The sequence below is a fragment of the Nitratireductor sp. PBL-C9 genome, from assembly GCF_050877045.1.
GTDB classification, from domain to species: domain Bacteria; phylum Pseudomonadota; class Alphaproteobacteria; order Rhizobiales; family Rhizobiaceae; genus Nitratireductor; species Nitratireductor aquimarinus.
The window spans coordinates 83,461-99,022 of the sequence record NZ_JBPAXW010000010.1; the positions used below are offsets into that span (position 1 = coordinate 83,461).

The 15,562-nt window shown below is 64.3% G+C and carries 8 protein-coding genes; 4 read left to right on the forward strand and 4 right to left on the reverse strand.

Going from position 1 to position 15,562, the window contains the following annotated elements:
- Nucleotides 1-13: 13 nt before the first annotated feature.
- On the reverse strand, nt 14-1,312 hold the full coding sequence (locus tag ACRTG1_RS20095) for an adenylosuccinate synthase (RefSeq protein WP_206547968.1): 1,299 nt from the start codon (nt 1,310-1,312) through the stop codon (nt 14-16).
- A 240-nt stretch (nt 1,313-1,552) separates the two neighbouring features.
- On the opposite strand from ACRTG1_RS20095, the gene ACRTG1_RS20100 reads away from it, so the two are divergent.
- On the forward strand, nt 1,553-2,728 hold the full coding sequence (locus ACRTG1_RS20100) for a phosphoserine transaminase (RefSeq protein ID WP_297565508.1): 1,176 nt from the start codon (nt 1,553-1,555) through the stop codon (nt 2,726-2,728).
- A gap of 77 nt (nt 2,729-2,805) precedes the next feature.
- The gene (serA, locus tag ACRTG1_RS20105) at nt 2,806-4,404 is read left to right on the forward strand and encodes a phosphoglycerate dehydrogenase (protein ID WP_206545739.1); all 1,599 of its coding nucleotides are present in this window, start codon (nt 2,806-2,808) and stop codon (nt 4,402-4,404) included.
- A 38-nt stretch (nt 4,405-4,442) separates the two neighbouring features.
- On the opposite strand, the gene ACRTG1_RS20110 is transcribed toward serA, so the two are convergent.
- The gene (locus tag ACRTG1_RS20110; protein WP_432516965.1) at nt 4,443-5,336 is read right to left on the reverse strand and encodes a DMT family transporter; all 894 of its coding nucleotides are present in this window, start codon (nt 5,334-5,336) and stop codon (nt 4,443-4,445) included.
- A 266-nt stretch (nt 5,337-5,602) separates the two neighbouring features.
- Between ACRTG1_RS20110 and ACRTG1_RS20115 the strand changes: the two genes are divergently transcribed.
- Nucleotides 5,603-6,967 carry a sugar transferase gene (locus ACRTG1_RS20115; RefSeq protein WP_432516967.1) on the forward strand — a complete coding sequence of 455 codons (1,365 nt, stop codon included), beginning with the start codon at nt 5,603-5,605 and terminating at the stop codon, nt 6,965-6,967.
- Nucleotides 6,968-7,061: 94 nt separating this feature from the next.
- Nucleotides 7,062-7,985: a sugar kinase gene (locus ACRTG1_RS20120; protein ID WP_299939072.1), complete on the forward strand. Its 924-nt coding sequence runs from the start codon at nt 7,062-7,064 to the stop codon at nt 7,983-7,985.
- A 1-nt stretch (nt 7,986) separates the two neighbouring features.
- Here ACRTG1_RS20120 and pbpC read toward each other — a convergent pair whose 3' ends face one another.
- Nucleotides 7,987-10,056: a penicillin-binding protein 1C gene (pbpC, locus tag ACRTG1_RS20125; RefSeq protein WP_432517062.1), complete on the reverse strand. Its 2,070-nt coding sequence runs from the start codon at nt 10,054-10,056 to the stop codon at nt 7,987-7,989.
- Between the two features lie 27 nt (nt 10,057-10,083).
- A complete protein-coding gene (locus ACRTG1_RS20130) occupies nt 10,084-15,546 on the reverse strand; it encodes an MG2 domain-containing protein (protein ID WP_432516969.1) in 5,463 nt (1,820 codons plus the stop codon).
- Nucleotides 15,547-15,562: the final 16 nt, after the last annotated feature.

Genomic DNA, 15,562 nt, shown 5'->3' on the forward strand with positions numbered 1-15,562 from the left:
TCTGCCCGCGAAACTAGTCCTGAAAAGGATCGGTCACAAGTATGGCGTCTTCGCGTTCGGGGCTGGTGGAAAGAATAGCCACCGGCGCGCCGATCAGCTCCTCGACGTGACGCACATATTTGACAGCCTGCGCCGGCAGGTCCGTCCACTTGCGCGCGCCCTTGGTCGTGCCCTTCCAGCCTTCCAGCGTTTCATAGACCGGCTCGAGACGCGCCTGTGCGCCCTGGCCCGCCGGCAGATAATCGATCAGTTCGCCATCGAGCTTGTAGCCCGTGCAGATCTTGATCTCGTCCATGCCGTCCAGAACGTCGAGCTTGGTCAGCGCGATGCCGTTCATGCCGTTTGCGACAACGGCCTGGCGCACGAGAACCGCATCGAACCAGCCGCAGCGACGCTTGCGGCCCGTGACGGTGCCGAACTCATGACCGCGCGTTCCGAGGAACTCGCCGACTTCGTTGTCCTGCTCGGTCGGGAACGGACCTTCGCCAACACGGGTCGTGTAGGCCTTGGTGATGCCGAGCACATAATCGATGGAGCCCGGCCCGAGACCGGAGCCCGTGGCTGCCTGACCGGCAATCGTGTTGGAGGAGGTCACGAAGGGATAGGTGCCATGATCGATGTCGAGCATGGTGCCCTGCGCGCCCTCGAACAGGATGCGCTGGCCGGCGCGGCGCGCGTCCTCGAGTATCTTCCAGACACGATCCACATAGGGAAGAATCTTGTCGGCCACGGAGGTCAGCTCTTCCATGATCGCCTCATGCGTCACTTCTTCATGGCCGAGGCCACGGCGCAGCGCATTGTGGTGCGTGAGCAGACGGTCGATCTTCATCGGCAGCGTGTCGGTGTTGGCCAGATCCATGACCCGGATCGCACGACGGCCGACCTTGTCTTCATAAGCCGGGCCGATGCCGCGGCGGGTGGTGCCGATCTTCGTGCCGGAATTGGATGCGGCGTCCTCACGGAAACCGTCGAGTTCACGATGCAGCGAGAGAATGAGCGCCGTGTTCTCGGCGATCTTCAGGCGGTCGGGGGTGACATTCACGCCCTGCTCGGCCAGACGGCCCATCTCGGCGACAAATGCATGCGGGTCGAAGACCACGCCATTGCCGATGACCGAAAGCTTGCCGGGACGCACGACGCCGGAGGGCAGCAGCGAGAGCTTGTAGCTCACACCATCGATGACCAGCGTGTGGCCGGCATTGTGGCCGCCCTGAAAACGCGCAACCACATCGGCGCGCTCCGACAGCCAGTCAACGATCTTGCCCTTGCCTTCGTCGCCCCACTGCGAGCCGACAACCACCACATTTGCCATGAAAAAGTCCTTCCCGGCGCAACGTCCGGCGGGTCCCCCGCCTGGATGATTAAGAAAACGAATGGCCTCTATAGAGCCTCAAGGCTCCCATGGAAACCATGCTGGCATTGTCGCTGCATGTTTTAACGCCGCATCGGGCGATCATGCCGCACTTGACTGGAAAAACGGATCGGCGTAACTCCGTCCGTGGGCCACCTCTCCCCACCGAGAGGCGTGCTATCTGTAAGGATAGGATATATCATGAGCGCACTCCCCACGCCGGACAACCGTCCGGCCAATACCCATTTTTCTTCAGGTCCCTGCACCAAACGTCCCGGCTGGTCGCTTGACGCGCTTGCCGACGCTCCCCTTGGCCGGTCGCACCGTTCGTCCGTCGGCAAGGCGAAACTGGCAGAGGCCATCGACCTTACCCGTGAAATTCTGCAGGTGCCCGCGGATTACCGCATCGGCATCGTGCCCGCATCCGACACCGGCGCCGTCGAAATGGCGCTCTGGTCGCTTCTCGGCGAACGCGGCGTCGACATGGTTGCATGGGAATCCTTCGGCGCCGGCTGGGTGACGGATGTCGTCAAGCAGCTCAAGCTCGAAGACGTGCGCCGCATCGAAGCCGACTACGGCGACCTGCCCGATCTCGGCACAATCGATTTCGACCGCGATGTCGTCTTCACCTGGAACGGCACCACTTCGGGTGTCCGCGTTCCCGATGGCAATTTCATTCCCGCCGACCGTGCGGGCCTGACGATCTGCGACGCCACCTCGGCTGCATTCGCCCAGCGCCTGCCCTTCGACAAGCTCGATGTCGTCACCTTCTCCTGGCAGAAGGTTCTGGGCGGAGAAGGCGCGCATGGCGTCATCATCCTGTCCCCGCGCGCCGTCGAGCGCCTGGAAAACTACGCACCGGCATGGCCGCTGCCGAAAATCTTCCGCCTCACCAAGGGCGGCAAGCTGATTGAAGGCATCTTCCGCGGCGAGACCATCAACACGCCGTCCATGCTTTGCGTGGAAGACTATATCGACGCGCTGAACTGGGCGAAGTCCGTCGGCGGCCTCGACGGTCTTGTCGACCGCGCCAATGCGAACTTCGCCGTGATCGACGAGTTCGTGCGCAAGAGCGACTGGCTCGATCATCTGGCCAAAGTGCCTGCCACGCGCTCCAACACTTCGGTCTGCCTGTCGATCGTCGATCCCGAGATCGCCGCACTCGATGCGGCCGATCAGGCGGCCTTCGCCAAGGGCATGGTTTCGGCTCTCGCCAAGCAGGGTGTCGCCTACGATATCGGCCATTACCGCGATGCGCCTTCGGGTCTGCGGATCTGGGCCGGCGCGACTGTCGAGGCATCCGATCTGGAAGCCCTGATGCCGTGGCTCGACTGGGCATTCCAGTCGCAGAAGGCCGGCCTCAAGGCCGCAGCCTGACAGGCTCACGCTGAATTTGCGGCTCCGCGCGCGGAGCCGCCACCCCTGATTTCATTGCAAAGCAACAGGAGGCCCTGATGGCGCCCCGCGTACTCGTATCCGATAAACTTTCGCCCACCGCCGTTGAAATCTTCAAGGATCGCGGCATCGAGGTGGATTACCTGCCCGACCTCGGCAAGGACAAGGAAAAGCTCCTCTCCGTCATCGACCAGTATGATGGCCTCGCCATCCGCTCGGCGACCAAGGTCACCGAAAAGCTGATCAACAACGCCACCAATCTCAAGGTTGTCGGCCGCGCCGGCATCGGCGTCGACAATGTCGACATTCCGGCTGCCTCGCGCCGTGGTATTATCGTGATGAACACGCCTTTCGGCAACTCCATCACCACCGCCGAGCATGCCGTCGCCATGATCTTCGCCGTTGCGCGCCAGATCCCGGAGGCCAACACCTCGACCCACGAAGGCAAGTGGGAAAAGAACCGCTTCATGGGTGTCGAGATCACCGGCAAGACGCTGGGCGTGATCGGCTGCGGCAATATCGGTTCCGTGGTCGCCATGCGCGCCATCGGGCTCCGGATGCACGTCGTTGCCTTCGATCCGTTCCTTTCGGCAGAGCGCGCGGCAGAGCTGGGCGTCGAGAAGGTCGAGCTTGAAGACCTCTTCAAACGCGCCGATTTCATCACGCTGCACACGCCGCTCACCGACAAGACGCGCGGCATCATCGACAAGGACGCCATCGCCAAGATGAAGAAGGGCGTGCGCATCATCAACTGCGCGCGTGGCGGTCTGGTCAACGAAGCCGATCTGGTGGAAGCACTCAAATCGGGCAAGGTCGCAGGCGCCGGCATCGACGTGTTTGAGACGGAGCCGGCAACGGAAAACCCGCTCTTCAACATGCCCAACGTGGTCTGCACCCCGCATCTGGGCGCATCGACCAGCGAGGCTCAGGAGAACGTGGCCATCCAGGTGGCCGAACAGATGTCGGATTACCTGACGAAGGGCGCGGTCACCAACGCGATCAACATGCCCTCGATCAGCGCCGAAGAGGCGCCGCGCCTGAAACCCTTCATCAAGCTCGCTGAAGTGCTCGGTGCGTTTGTCGGCCAGGTGACCGACGAAGCCATCGAAGAAGTCGAGATCCTGTTCGACGGCTCCACCACGGAGATGAACCGCCGCGCGCTGATCAGCGCCGCCCTTGCCGGTCTGATCCGTCCGCAGGTGGCCGACGTCAACATGGTGTCCGCACCGGTGATGGCCAAGGAACGCGGCATCATCCTGTCGGAAGTCAAGCGCGACAAGTCGGGCGTGTTCGACGGCTACATCAAGCTGACCGTCAAGTCCTCGAAGAAGACGCGCACCATTGCCGGCACGGTGTTCTCCGACGGCAAGCCGCGCTTCATCCAGATCAAGGGCATCAACCTCGACGCCGAGGTCGGCCAGCACATGCTCTACACGACCAATTACGACGTGCCGGGCATCATTGGTCTGCTGGGCTCGATCTGCGCCAAGCATCAGGTCAACATCGCCAACTTCCAGCTGGGCCGCAACCGGCCGGGCGGCGATGCGATCGCTCTCCTCTATCTCGACGCGCCGTTCCCTGCGGATGTCCTGAAAGAGCTCCGCGCAACCGATGTCATCCTGTCCGCCAAGCCACTCTCGTTCGACGTGGCCGGATAAGCGACCGGTTTCAGAATCGGGAAGACAGAATGCCGGCGCTATGCGCCGGCATTTTTGCGTCCGCTGTGTTCTGCCAGCCAGATGCCGCCGAGCACCAGCGTCAGCGCAACGGCGTGATAGGCAAAGAAGTCCTCGCCAAGAATGACGATGGAAAGAAGCGTCCCGAAGATCGGCACGAGATTGATGAACAGCCCGGCACGGTTGCCGCCGATCAGTTCATTGCCGCGAATATAGAGGCTCTGGGCGAGGAGCGACGGGAACACGACCACATAGCCCACCACCATCCAGCCCTGTGCATCCGGCACGATCAACCGGTCCGTCGCCGCCTCCCAGGCGACCAGCGGGAACGAGGCGAGAAGGGCAAACAGCGACAGCACGAACATCAGGCTCAGCCAATGGATGTCGGGCTTGAGGCGCAGGCCGACCGTATAGGCCGCATAAAGCAGGACCGCGACAAGCATCAGCGCATCGCCGAAATTCACATCCAGATCGAGCAGACGCGCGAACTCGCCGTGGCTCGCAACAATCGCCACCCCCACGAGGGACAACATGAACCCGGCCACCTGCAGCGATGTCACGCGCAGCCGGAAGAGCAGGAAATTCACGACGAAAATCACCATCGGGATCGCGCCCTGCTCGATGGCGATGTTGATTGCCGAGGTGAATTGGGCGGAGCTGTAGAACAGCGCGTTGAACCCGGTGAAGCCCATCATGCCAAGAAACGCCAGCAGCGGAAGCTTGGCGCGAATGGCCGGCCAGTCACGCTTGAGATGCGGCCACGCGAAAAAAACCAGCAGTGAGGAGCTGAGGATCCAGCGCAGCGTTGTCAGCATCATGGGCGAAACATGGCCGACAGCAAGGCGACTGGCCACGGCATTGCCGCCCCAGAACAGGGTTGTCAGACACAGAAAAATATAGGCTTGGCGATACATGAGACGAAACAACCTGCTGAAACGCGGGCTTGATAGGACCTCAGTGGCCAAACGTAAATGCCAGTGTCACAATTTGACAGCCGCACCATTGCATAAGGGGACACGGCACACTTCAACAGCTAATGTACGGCGAATCGAAATTCGTCGCCACACCGCCCGCTCTGGTTGATTGCATATAGAACATAGCAAACTGAAGATTGCGGATACGATCAACATGTGGCAAAGCGCAATCGTATCAGCTCGTACACGCTGGGCAGGAAGAAGATTTGAACGACGCCTCCAAACCAACGGGAAAAAAGTCCGCTCCCGTAGAGGGCAAGGCCAGACGTGCTCTGAAGCGCAACCCGTCTTTGGAGGCAACGCCCGATCTTGAAGATGTTCTCGATCGCGGAGCATCCCTGCGCAAGCGCCGGCTGCTGCGCAATCTGCGCCCCATGCTGCCGGAAATCCTCGCTGCGGGCATTCTTCAATGCCTTGTCTATACGGCTTTCATACTGAATGCATCGCGCAGCGACTGGGGCAATCTCGCCATCGTTTGCGCCTTCCTGTTTGCGCTGCCCTTCATCGCAGCCCTGGCTCTGCTTGGATTTCGACGGCAGAAAAACACCTTCACGATAGCCATCTTTATCACATTCGTGTTTTTTACCGCTGTCGTGGCGCTCCTGTCGGGCCTGCGCATCCCAGTCAGCTATTCTGCGCTTCTGGTCACCTACCCCATCGCTACCGTGATGATGCTGATTGCCAATCTGCGTCTTCACCGCTCGCTGGAAGATCACATCGCACTGCTGGACTTTCCTGGCGCCCGTCAAGTGGCCAGCCGCCTTTCAGGCAAGGTCGCGGTCATCACCGACAAGAATGCCGATATCGGCGCTTACGACCGCATCCTGATCGACAGCAAGACCCATCACAATCCCGAATGGTCAGGCTTTCTGACCAAGGCCTACATGGTCGGCGTCGATGTCACGCCCTGGTTCAATTTCCTCGAACTGCGCGATGGCCGTGTCGATGTGGATGCATTCGACGTCTCGCATCTCGCATACACGCCCAGCCAGATCTATTATTCCAAGGCCAAGCGGGCTCTGGACCTCATCGCTGTCATCATTACAGCGCCAATTACGGTGCCCCTCGGCGTCCTGACTGGGCTCTACATCCGCATACTGGATGGCGGCCCCGCCATTTTCGTGCAGACCCGCCGGGGTTACGGCGGCCGCTCCTTCAACATGCTGAAGTTCCGCACCATGTATCATGGGCGTCAGGGCGGCTCGACGCAGGTTAATGACGATCGCATCATCAAGGGCTGCCGTTTCCTGCGGCGGACGCGGCTTGATGAACTCCCGCAGCTATTGAATGTCTGGCGCGGCGAGATGAGCCTTGTGGGCCCACGCCCCGTGGCCGAATACGTGGCGCAGGCGAGCGAGGCGGAAGAGCCCAAATTCATTCACCGCACCATGGTTCTTCCGGGCATCACCGGCTGGGCACAGGTGAATTCCGGCTATGCAAGCACGACCCGGGAAGAGATCACCAAGCTCTCCTACGACCTCTACTACATCAAACACCTGTCGTTTGATCTGGACATGCTGATCATTCTCTCGACGATCAGAACGGTCCTGTTCGGGCGCGGCGCACGCTGAAGCACCCCCGTACACGGCACAACATTCCACCCGCAATAAAAATGCTCTAAAGAGAAGCCCGCGCACGCTGCGACAACAGGAGGAGACTGCCGATATGAGCCATCCGAAGATCATCTGCATGGGCGAACCGCTGATCGAGTTCAACCAGGTGGACGACACGGGCCGTTACCTCTTCGGCCATGGCGGCGACACCTCCAACTGCGCCATCGCAGCCGCGCGCGCCGGTGCATCGGTCGGGTTCTTCACCGCGCTCGGCGCAGACGAGTTCGGCGACAGCCTGATGCAGCTCTGGGCAGACAATGGCGTAGACGCCCGCCATGTCCTGCGCAATCCGGATGCCCATACGGGTGTCTACTTCGTCAGCCATGGCGAGAGCGGCCACGTCTTCTCCTATCTGCGCAAGGGTTCGGCGGCGAGCCGCGTCGCCCCGCGCGACCTGCCCCGCAGCGCCATCGAGAATGCCGACATCCTGCATGTCTCGGGCATCTCCATGGCCATCAGCGCCGATGCGAGCGATGCGGTTCTCGAAGCGATCGACATTGCCCGTGCCGCCGGCGCCAAAGTCTCGTTCGACACCAATCTGCGCCTGAAGCTGTGGCCGCTCGAGCGCGCCCGTGCGCTGACCGAAGCCGCCATGCGCAAGGCCGACATCGCGCTTCCCGGTCTGGAAGACGCCGAACAGCTCGTCGGCATCAGCGACCCGGACGCCATCGCCGATCATTATCTGGGTCTTGGCGCAGGCATCGTCGCGCTCACGCTCGGCAAGGATGGCTGCCTCGTCGCCACGCCCGACGAGCGCCGCCGCGTGCCCGGCATCAGGGTCAGCGCCGTAGACGCCACGGGTGCGGGCGACACGTTCGATGGCAATTTCCTCGCCGAGCTCAATCGCCATGGCGACCCGTTCGAGGCAGCGCGCTACGCCAATGCGGCCGCTGCCCTTTCCACTCAGGGCTTTGGCGCAGTCGCTCCCATGCCCATGCGCGAAACGGTTTTGAAGGCGCTCGCGGAAGCCGCCTGATCTATTCCAGAAAAACATCGACGCTGGCGGAACGTCCGGCCGCGTCGATCACCGTCAGGGTCGATGCGCCGCCGCCATCGGGCACCCAGCTTGCCCTGCGCCGCCGATAGGCGTCCGGCAGCGGCTCGCCATTGGCCAGCCAGCGGAACGGCGCGCGCCCGCCATTGATCTTGAGCGCCAGCGGCATGACCCGCGCCCCACGCGCAAGCCCCACATCGATGCGCGCACCCTGCGGCGGGAACACGATTTCCGGCGCGGGCTCCACCGGTGCACCGGCGCGAAACCCGCCGCCCGAGACGGAGAATCGCCGCATGGGAAACGGAAGATTGGACGCGGCAAGCCGGATCGCGCCTGCCGGTGCAGGCGGGAACGGAACGATGCCCACGCCCGAGCGTGAAAACGCCTCGAACAGGATGGGAGCGGCAGCCAGATAGCCGGTCAGCCCCGGCACCGCGCCGCCATCGGGCCGTCCGGCCCACACGCCCAGCACATGCCGCCCGTCATAGCCCACCGACCACGCATCGCGGTAGCCATAGGACGTGCCCGTCTTGTATGCGATGCCGAGACGCGGCGCGTCGCTGGGCGGCGCGACACCGGACAGGATGTCCGCGACCTGCCATGTGGCCTGTGGCGTCAGCACGGAAGGGGGATGCGCGGCAATCTCTGCATCGTCCAGATAATGCAGCGGGCGCACCCGCCCCCGATTGGCGAGCCCGCCATAAAGCTGCACCAGCCCTTCCAGCGTCAGCCCCGCACCGCCAAGCCCGATGGCAAGGCCCGGCGTCTCGCCGGGCGGAAGCGCGGGCGGCACGCCAGCACGTCGCATGCGCGCCACCAGCCGCACCGGCCCCACTGCATCAAGCAGCCGGATCGTCGGCACGTTGAGCGACATCTGCAAGGCCGTGCGCACCGAAACGTCGCCCTGATAGGCCATGTCGAAATTGCGCGGGCGATAGCCCGAGAAATTGCCAGGCCGGTCTTCGATCATGGTTTCCTGCATCACCAGCCCCTCCTCGAAGGCAAGGCCATAGATGAAGGGTTTGAGCGTCGAGCCCGGCGAGCGCTCTGCCACGCTCATGTCGATCCAGCCCGCGCGTGCGGCGTTGAAATACCCTGCCGACCCGACCCGCGCGAGCACCGCGCCGGTCTGCGCATCCGCCAGAACCATCGCCACGGAAACGCGCGGCCCCAGCCCGCGCGCCGCTCTGGCGGCAACTTCCTCAAGGCCCGCCTGCGCGCGCCGGCTGATGGTCAGGTGATGCACACGCTCATCCGGCTCCGCCTGCACCACCGCATCGGCCAGATGCGCGGCATAGGCGGGCATGGGCAGACGACGCCCGGCAAGCTTCGCCTCAGACGCGCGCGCGACCTCGCTTTCGATGATGACGCCAGCCCCCGCCATGCGCGCAAGCACCCGGTCGCGCGCGGCTTTTGCCGTCTGCGGATGCCGGTCAGGCCGGCGCGCTTCCGGCGATTGCGGCAGGGCGACCAGAAGCGCAACCTCCTCCAGCCCCAGCTTGTGCGGCTCCTTGCCGAACCAGGCGAGGCTCGCCGCGCGCACCCCTTCAAGATTGCCGCCATAGGGCGCGAGCGTCAGGTAGCGCTCCAGGATCTCCCGCTTGGAAAGCCTGCGTTCGATCTGAAGCGCCCGCGCGATCTGCCGGAACTTGGCGCTGAAGCTGCGCGCCGCGCGTGGCTCGGTGAGGCGGGCAAGCTGCATCGACAGTGTTGACCCGCCCGAGACAATGCGCCCGTTCCGCAAGAGCTGCAATGCGGCGCGGCCAAGCGCGCGCATGTCGACACCCGGATGCGACCAGAAGCGCTTGTCCTCATAGGCGACCAGCATCTTGAGAAACTGCGGGTCGAGCGTGTCGATATCCGCCGGAAGACGCCAGCGCCCGTCAGACGCCGCATAGGCCCGCAGCAGCGCCCCGTCTCGGTCGAGCACCTCCACCGAAAGCGGGGCGGGATCAAGCGGCGGCGGATAGGCCGCGTCCAGCCGGTCGAGTGTCACCGCCCCGCCAATGGCGAGCAGGGCCACAAGGCCAGCGGCCATGGCAACCCGGCGCATATGTCGACGCGTTTTCATCGCCGCCGCCTACTGCCCCACGATCTCCATGAAGCCCGTGGCCGTGCGGGCGGAGAGCTGCGGACGGTACATGTCTTCCACGCTCGCCGCCGGATGCGTGTAGACGCCCGGAGTCACCGCACGCACCACATAGGCGAGCCGGAACTTGCCGCCGCCATTGCGGTCGAAGGCGGCGATGAAGCGGTCGTCACGGAACTCGGTGTGAACCGCATCCGTCTCGCCAAGCCACTCGAAATTCGCCAGTTCGGCGCTGCCCACCAGGCGCGGATTGTCGATCTCGAAGCCCGCCGGCAACAGGTCGGAGACCAGAACGCGTGAAGGCCAGGCGTTCTGTTCCATCATCTCCAGAACCACCACATAGCGCTCGTTCTGGCGCGCGTCGGAGACATTCGCCTCTTCACCGTCCAGCGTGTAGTAGCGCCGCTCGATGGTGAAGCCCTCGCCGCCCGCCGGCAGCGGCTGCTGCGGCGCGGCCACGGTGGTGATCACCGCATCGACCGGCTCGTTGCCCTGATTGGCCACCGTCAGTGGCGCGGCCTCGATCTCCAGTCCCGAAAGCCGCCGCGAGAACGCGCCCGCATGGGCGTTGCCGTCCACGGTCAGGCGCAAATCGTCGCTCGACTGGCTCAGCGCACGGGCGGCCAGAAGCATCCACGCCTCGTCCTGCGTGCTCATGTAACGCGTGTCACCGCGCACATCCGCCACCAGATCGATCATCTGCGGCACCAGCGCCGGTTCGGGCCGGCTTTCCGCCGCCAGCGCCAGCATCGCCGCACCGTCGCGCAGACGCGATCCGTAATCGGAGCGCGCCGTGTAACGCCCGCTCATGCCCTGAGCGAGACGGAAGGCGGAGGCAAAGCCCCGTTCCGCACGTTCCGCATCGCCGTAGAGCGCGAGACCCGCAGCAAGCTGCGCACGGGCCAGCGGCGTGGAGAACTCATCGAGCCGCGTGTCGAGATAGTAGCGCAGGTCACCGGCCGAAGCCTTGCGGTTGCGCGCCAGCACATAAAGCGCATAGGCGATCTCGCTGCCGCGCGAGGAGACATCCGTGTCATAGGCGAGCGTGTTCGAGAGGTTTTGCAGCGCTTGGCCCATCGCCGCCTCTGGCACGGCAAAGCCCTGCTCGCCGGCGCGGGTGAGGAAGTCCGTCACATAGGCGTCGAGCCACAGATCGCCCGATCCCGGTCCCCAGAGACCGAAGCCGCCAGACGAAGACTGTGCGGCAAGCACGCTTGTGATGGCGTCCTCAATGCGCCCCTTCAGCGCCGGATCCTCTTCCAGCCCCGCAGCCTTTGAAAGCTCGCTCACATAGAGCAGCGGCAGGGCGCGGCTCGTGGTCTGCTCCGTGCATCCATAAGGATAGCGGTCGAGCGACATCAAAAGTGCCGGAATGTCGAACCCGTCGGCCCGCGAGATGTTGAGGCTCACCGAAGCGTTCTCGGCAAAGCTGTCTTCCAGAAGCGCGCCGTCCAGCGTGACACTGCCGCCATTGGCTGCAAGCGTCACCACGCTGCGGCTGGCAACCGGCATCACGCCAGGCCGCACCGGCAGGGGCACGCTTTTCTCCACGGCAAGCCCGCTCTCATGCGCAAGCGCCACCGTCAGCGCGCCCTCGCCCGTCTGGTTCGTCGCCGAAACAGGCACGGAGAGCGTGGCCTTGCCGCCCGCCTCAAGCGTGACCGTATCGGAGAGAGACCGCAGATCGGCGTCCACCGGCCCTTCGGCCATCACCGTGAGGCGATAGTCACCGGCAGGACCATCCGTGTTGGCGATTTCAAGCAGAAGCCGCGCCTCGTCGCCCGGCGCCAGGAAGCGCGGGAGGCTGGTGGTCAGCACAACGGGATCGCGGATGATCACATCCTGCTGCGCGCTGCCCACGCCCTTCTTCGACCAGGCGACCGCCATGATGCGGGCCGTGCCGTTGAACTGCGGAATCTCGAAGGAGACCTCCGCTTTCCCGTCATCGTCCACCTTAACGATGCCGGAGAAAAAGGCGACCAGCTTCTGCGTCGGCGCGCTGCCGGTGGGCGCCATGCCCCCGCCATCGCCGCCGGTGCGCAGCCGGCCCATCGCGCCGAGCGAACCATCGATCAGCCGCCCGTAAATGTCGCGCATCTCGATGCCCAGCATGCGCTGGCCGAAATACCAGGCGTCCGGCTGTGGCGGCTCGTAGCGCGTCAGATTGAGAATGCCCACATCGACCGCCGCAACGGTCACATAGGCTTCTTCACCCGGTTCCAGCCCGCCAACGCTGACGGGAATTGAAAGGGCAGCATCGGGGCGCGCCTGTTCCTCCACGCCGAGTTCAACCGCAAGGTCACGCGCACCCGGATCAACCTTGAGCCAGCGCACGCCGATGGCGCGCATGGGCAGGCGGTTTTCGGCATCGTCGCCGGGGCGGAACAGCGTTGCGGTCACATAGGCCCCGGCCCCCAGCGCGTCGGTCACCGGAATGTCCACGGTCGCGCCGGCTTCCGGCACGTTTGCGGTAAAGGTTTCAAGCAGGCTCTCGGAACCCACCGTCACCAGAACCTCGCCGGCAAAGCGGGGCGAAATCTTCAGCTTCGCCGTCTCACCCACCGCATAGGCGTCGCGGTCGAGCGCCACTTCCAGCCCGTCCGGCGTCTCGGTGGAACCGGCCTCCACATACCAGCCGGAATCGAACGCCGCGCTGGTGATCGGCCCGCCCGCATCCGGGCTTTCCACCTCTAGGCGATAGCGCCCCCAGTCCACGGAAACGCCGATCTGCGGCTCGCTGTCGGCCTTTGCATCCACCGTTCCCTCGCGCACGAGGCTCGTCGTGCTGATCGGCTCATAGTTCCAGGAACCGCCATCGCGATACCACTGATAGTGCCGCTCCACCTTCAGCAGTTTCCATTCGAGGCCGTCCATGGCGATGCGCTCGCCCTTCGGATCGACCGCGATCACGCGGAAATTCGCCGTCGCTCCCTCGGCAACGCGACCGCCGGTGAATTCCGGCTTCAGGCCGATCATCGCGCTTTCCGGCTCGACACCGATCTCCAGCGCGCGCTCCACGGCGCGGCCGCCGGCCTCGCGCATGCGCACGCTGACATCCGCCTTCAGGAGACGCGTGGTGGATGGCGCGCCATCCAGCGCCACCGGGAACCGCGCCTGCCCTTCCGCATCGGTCTCGGGCAGACCGTGCAGCGAAACGCGCAGCGCCTCCACATCCTCCTCATCATCAAGGCCGAAGACATAGCCGGGGAAGGCTTTCCATTCGCGCGTCGGCGCGACCGTCAGTTCGCCTTCAAGCGCAAGCCCCGCCGCCGGTGCGCCATAGAGATAGCGGCCATCGACGGTCACATCCGTCACACCACCAACCGGCACGGTCTCATCGGCGCTTGCAAGCTCGAACTCGGTGCGGTCGGGCACGAAATCCTCGACCAGAAAATTCTTTTCGGCCAGCGCCGGCTTTTTCGGATCGGCATAAATGCCGAGCACCCAGGTGCCGCGCATCGCGCTTCCGGGCAGATCAAGCGCCACCGCATGACCGCCAAGCGCCGCGCCATCGGAAACGACGCGCCGATCCTCCACGCCGTCGGGGCGGCGGAAGATGAAGGTCAGCGGCAGATCCTCCACCGCATCCGAAGCGGGATTGCGCGTGAGCGCGCTCGCATGCACCGTCTCGCCGGCGCGATAGATGCCACGCTCCGTCCAGGCGAACACGTCGAGCGGTCCGGGCGAAGGACGCCCCGTCACGCCACGATCCGAAAGATCGAAGCCCGCGCGCGTCATGTCGAGGAAGACGAAATCCTCAGTCCCGTCTTCAGCGATGATCGCCGCCGGCGCGAGACCGGAAGAACCACGCGCCAGACCGGGATCGAAGCGCGCATGGCCATCGCCATCGGTCTCCGCCTCGCCAAGCACCTCATTGTTGCGCGCCACCAGCCTGAGCTTCAGACCGTCGAGCGGCTTCGCACTCGCAAGCGAACGCGCGAAAACCGAAAGCCCGTCCTCGCCGGCAAAGGTGGAAAGCCCGATATCGGAGACAAGGAACCACTGCGTGGCGCGGTTGTCCCAGTTCTGGCTCCGGTCGCCCTCCGGCACCGCCGTCATCATGTAGACGCCGGGTTTGCGCTCCGGCACCGCCTCATCGACGGGGATGCTGGTGACGACATCCTTGTTCAGTTCGGCGTCCACCTCGATCGTGCCTTCGAAGACGGGCGCGCCCATCTGGTCGGCCACCTCGTCCACCGCGTATTCGTTGAGCTGGCGCAGGAACTGCCCCTCGCTCAGAAGACGCGCCAGCGCGCGGTCACCGACGCGATACACGGACAGCGTCGCGCTGTCGGCATTCACGGAAACGAACGGGATGCCCCGGCGCGCCGAGGACGGCAGCACGAAATTGTCGCCGGTAAAGCGCAGCGAAGGCGCACGGTCCCGCACGTAGATTTCCAGCGGCACCGGCTCGGCAATCACCTCGCCAATGGCCGCCGGCAGGCCCTGCCGGATGACGATGCGGTACTGTTCGCCATGCTTCAGACCGCTGACGCAAAGCTCCTTGTCGCTGCGGTCAACGGCGAAGGAGCGCAGATTGTCGACGGTCACGAACTGGGCGTAGTCGACGCCGCTCTTCACCAGCTCCTCGGAAAACTGCACGCAGGCGCGCGGCGTGGCGCTGTCGGAATCGACCGAATGATCGATCACGCGGAACCCCTTGCGGCGCTTGAGATCGGCATAAGCCTCCTGCACATCGCGCGCGGTCCTGAGCGCAAGGCTCGCCTCATAGGCGCTGAGCGCGGGGCGGAAGAGGTTGCGCCGCTCAAGAGCCGGCGCAAGAACGGCCAGCGCTTCGGCGCGGTCATCGGTGCTGCGCGACAGATTGTAGGCGTTCACCGCTGCACCCGTGCCAGCGCGCTGCAGACGATAGAGGTTCATCTCGCCGGCTGGCTGCGCCACCGTCGCGGCGCGCGCAAGCCGAGACCACAGGCCCGCATTGTCAGGCTCCACCACAAGGGCTGCGGAATAGGCCCGGATCGCATTGAGCGGATCATTGTTCGCAAGCGCCTGCCCGCCTGCGGCGGTCAGGGCAGCGAAACCGGCATTGACGGCATTCTGCGTGCGCAGCACCTCGTCACGATATTGATCCGCCTCGCGCAGCACATGTTCGGGCACGAAGCGCAGCGCCGGCGGCGCGCCAAGATCGGCAGCAGCGCCGCTCACCACCACCTTGCCGGCCACCGCGCCCTCGAACGAATCGAGGCGGTTGAAATCCGACTTCAGGAAGCACCATTGCGCGCTGGTGTTGTAGGTAAAGGCCCGGCACTGCGGATCGGCAAGGCACACCGCCTTGCACTGGTCGAGCGTCACATCCTTTTCGGTGCGCAGGTCGAAACCGAAATAATCGGCATTCTCGCTGGTCACGATCCGGCGCGCATCCTGCGCGGCAGCCATTGCTGCAAACCCGAAAACAAAAATGAAAAACAGGGAGAGTCCGCGTGCCGCACGCATAGCAATCCTCCAGGCG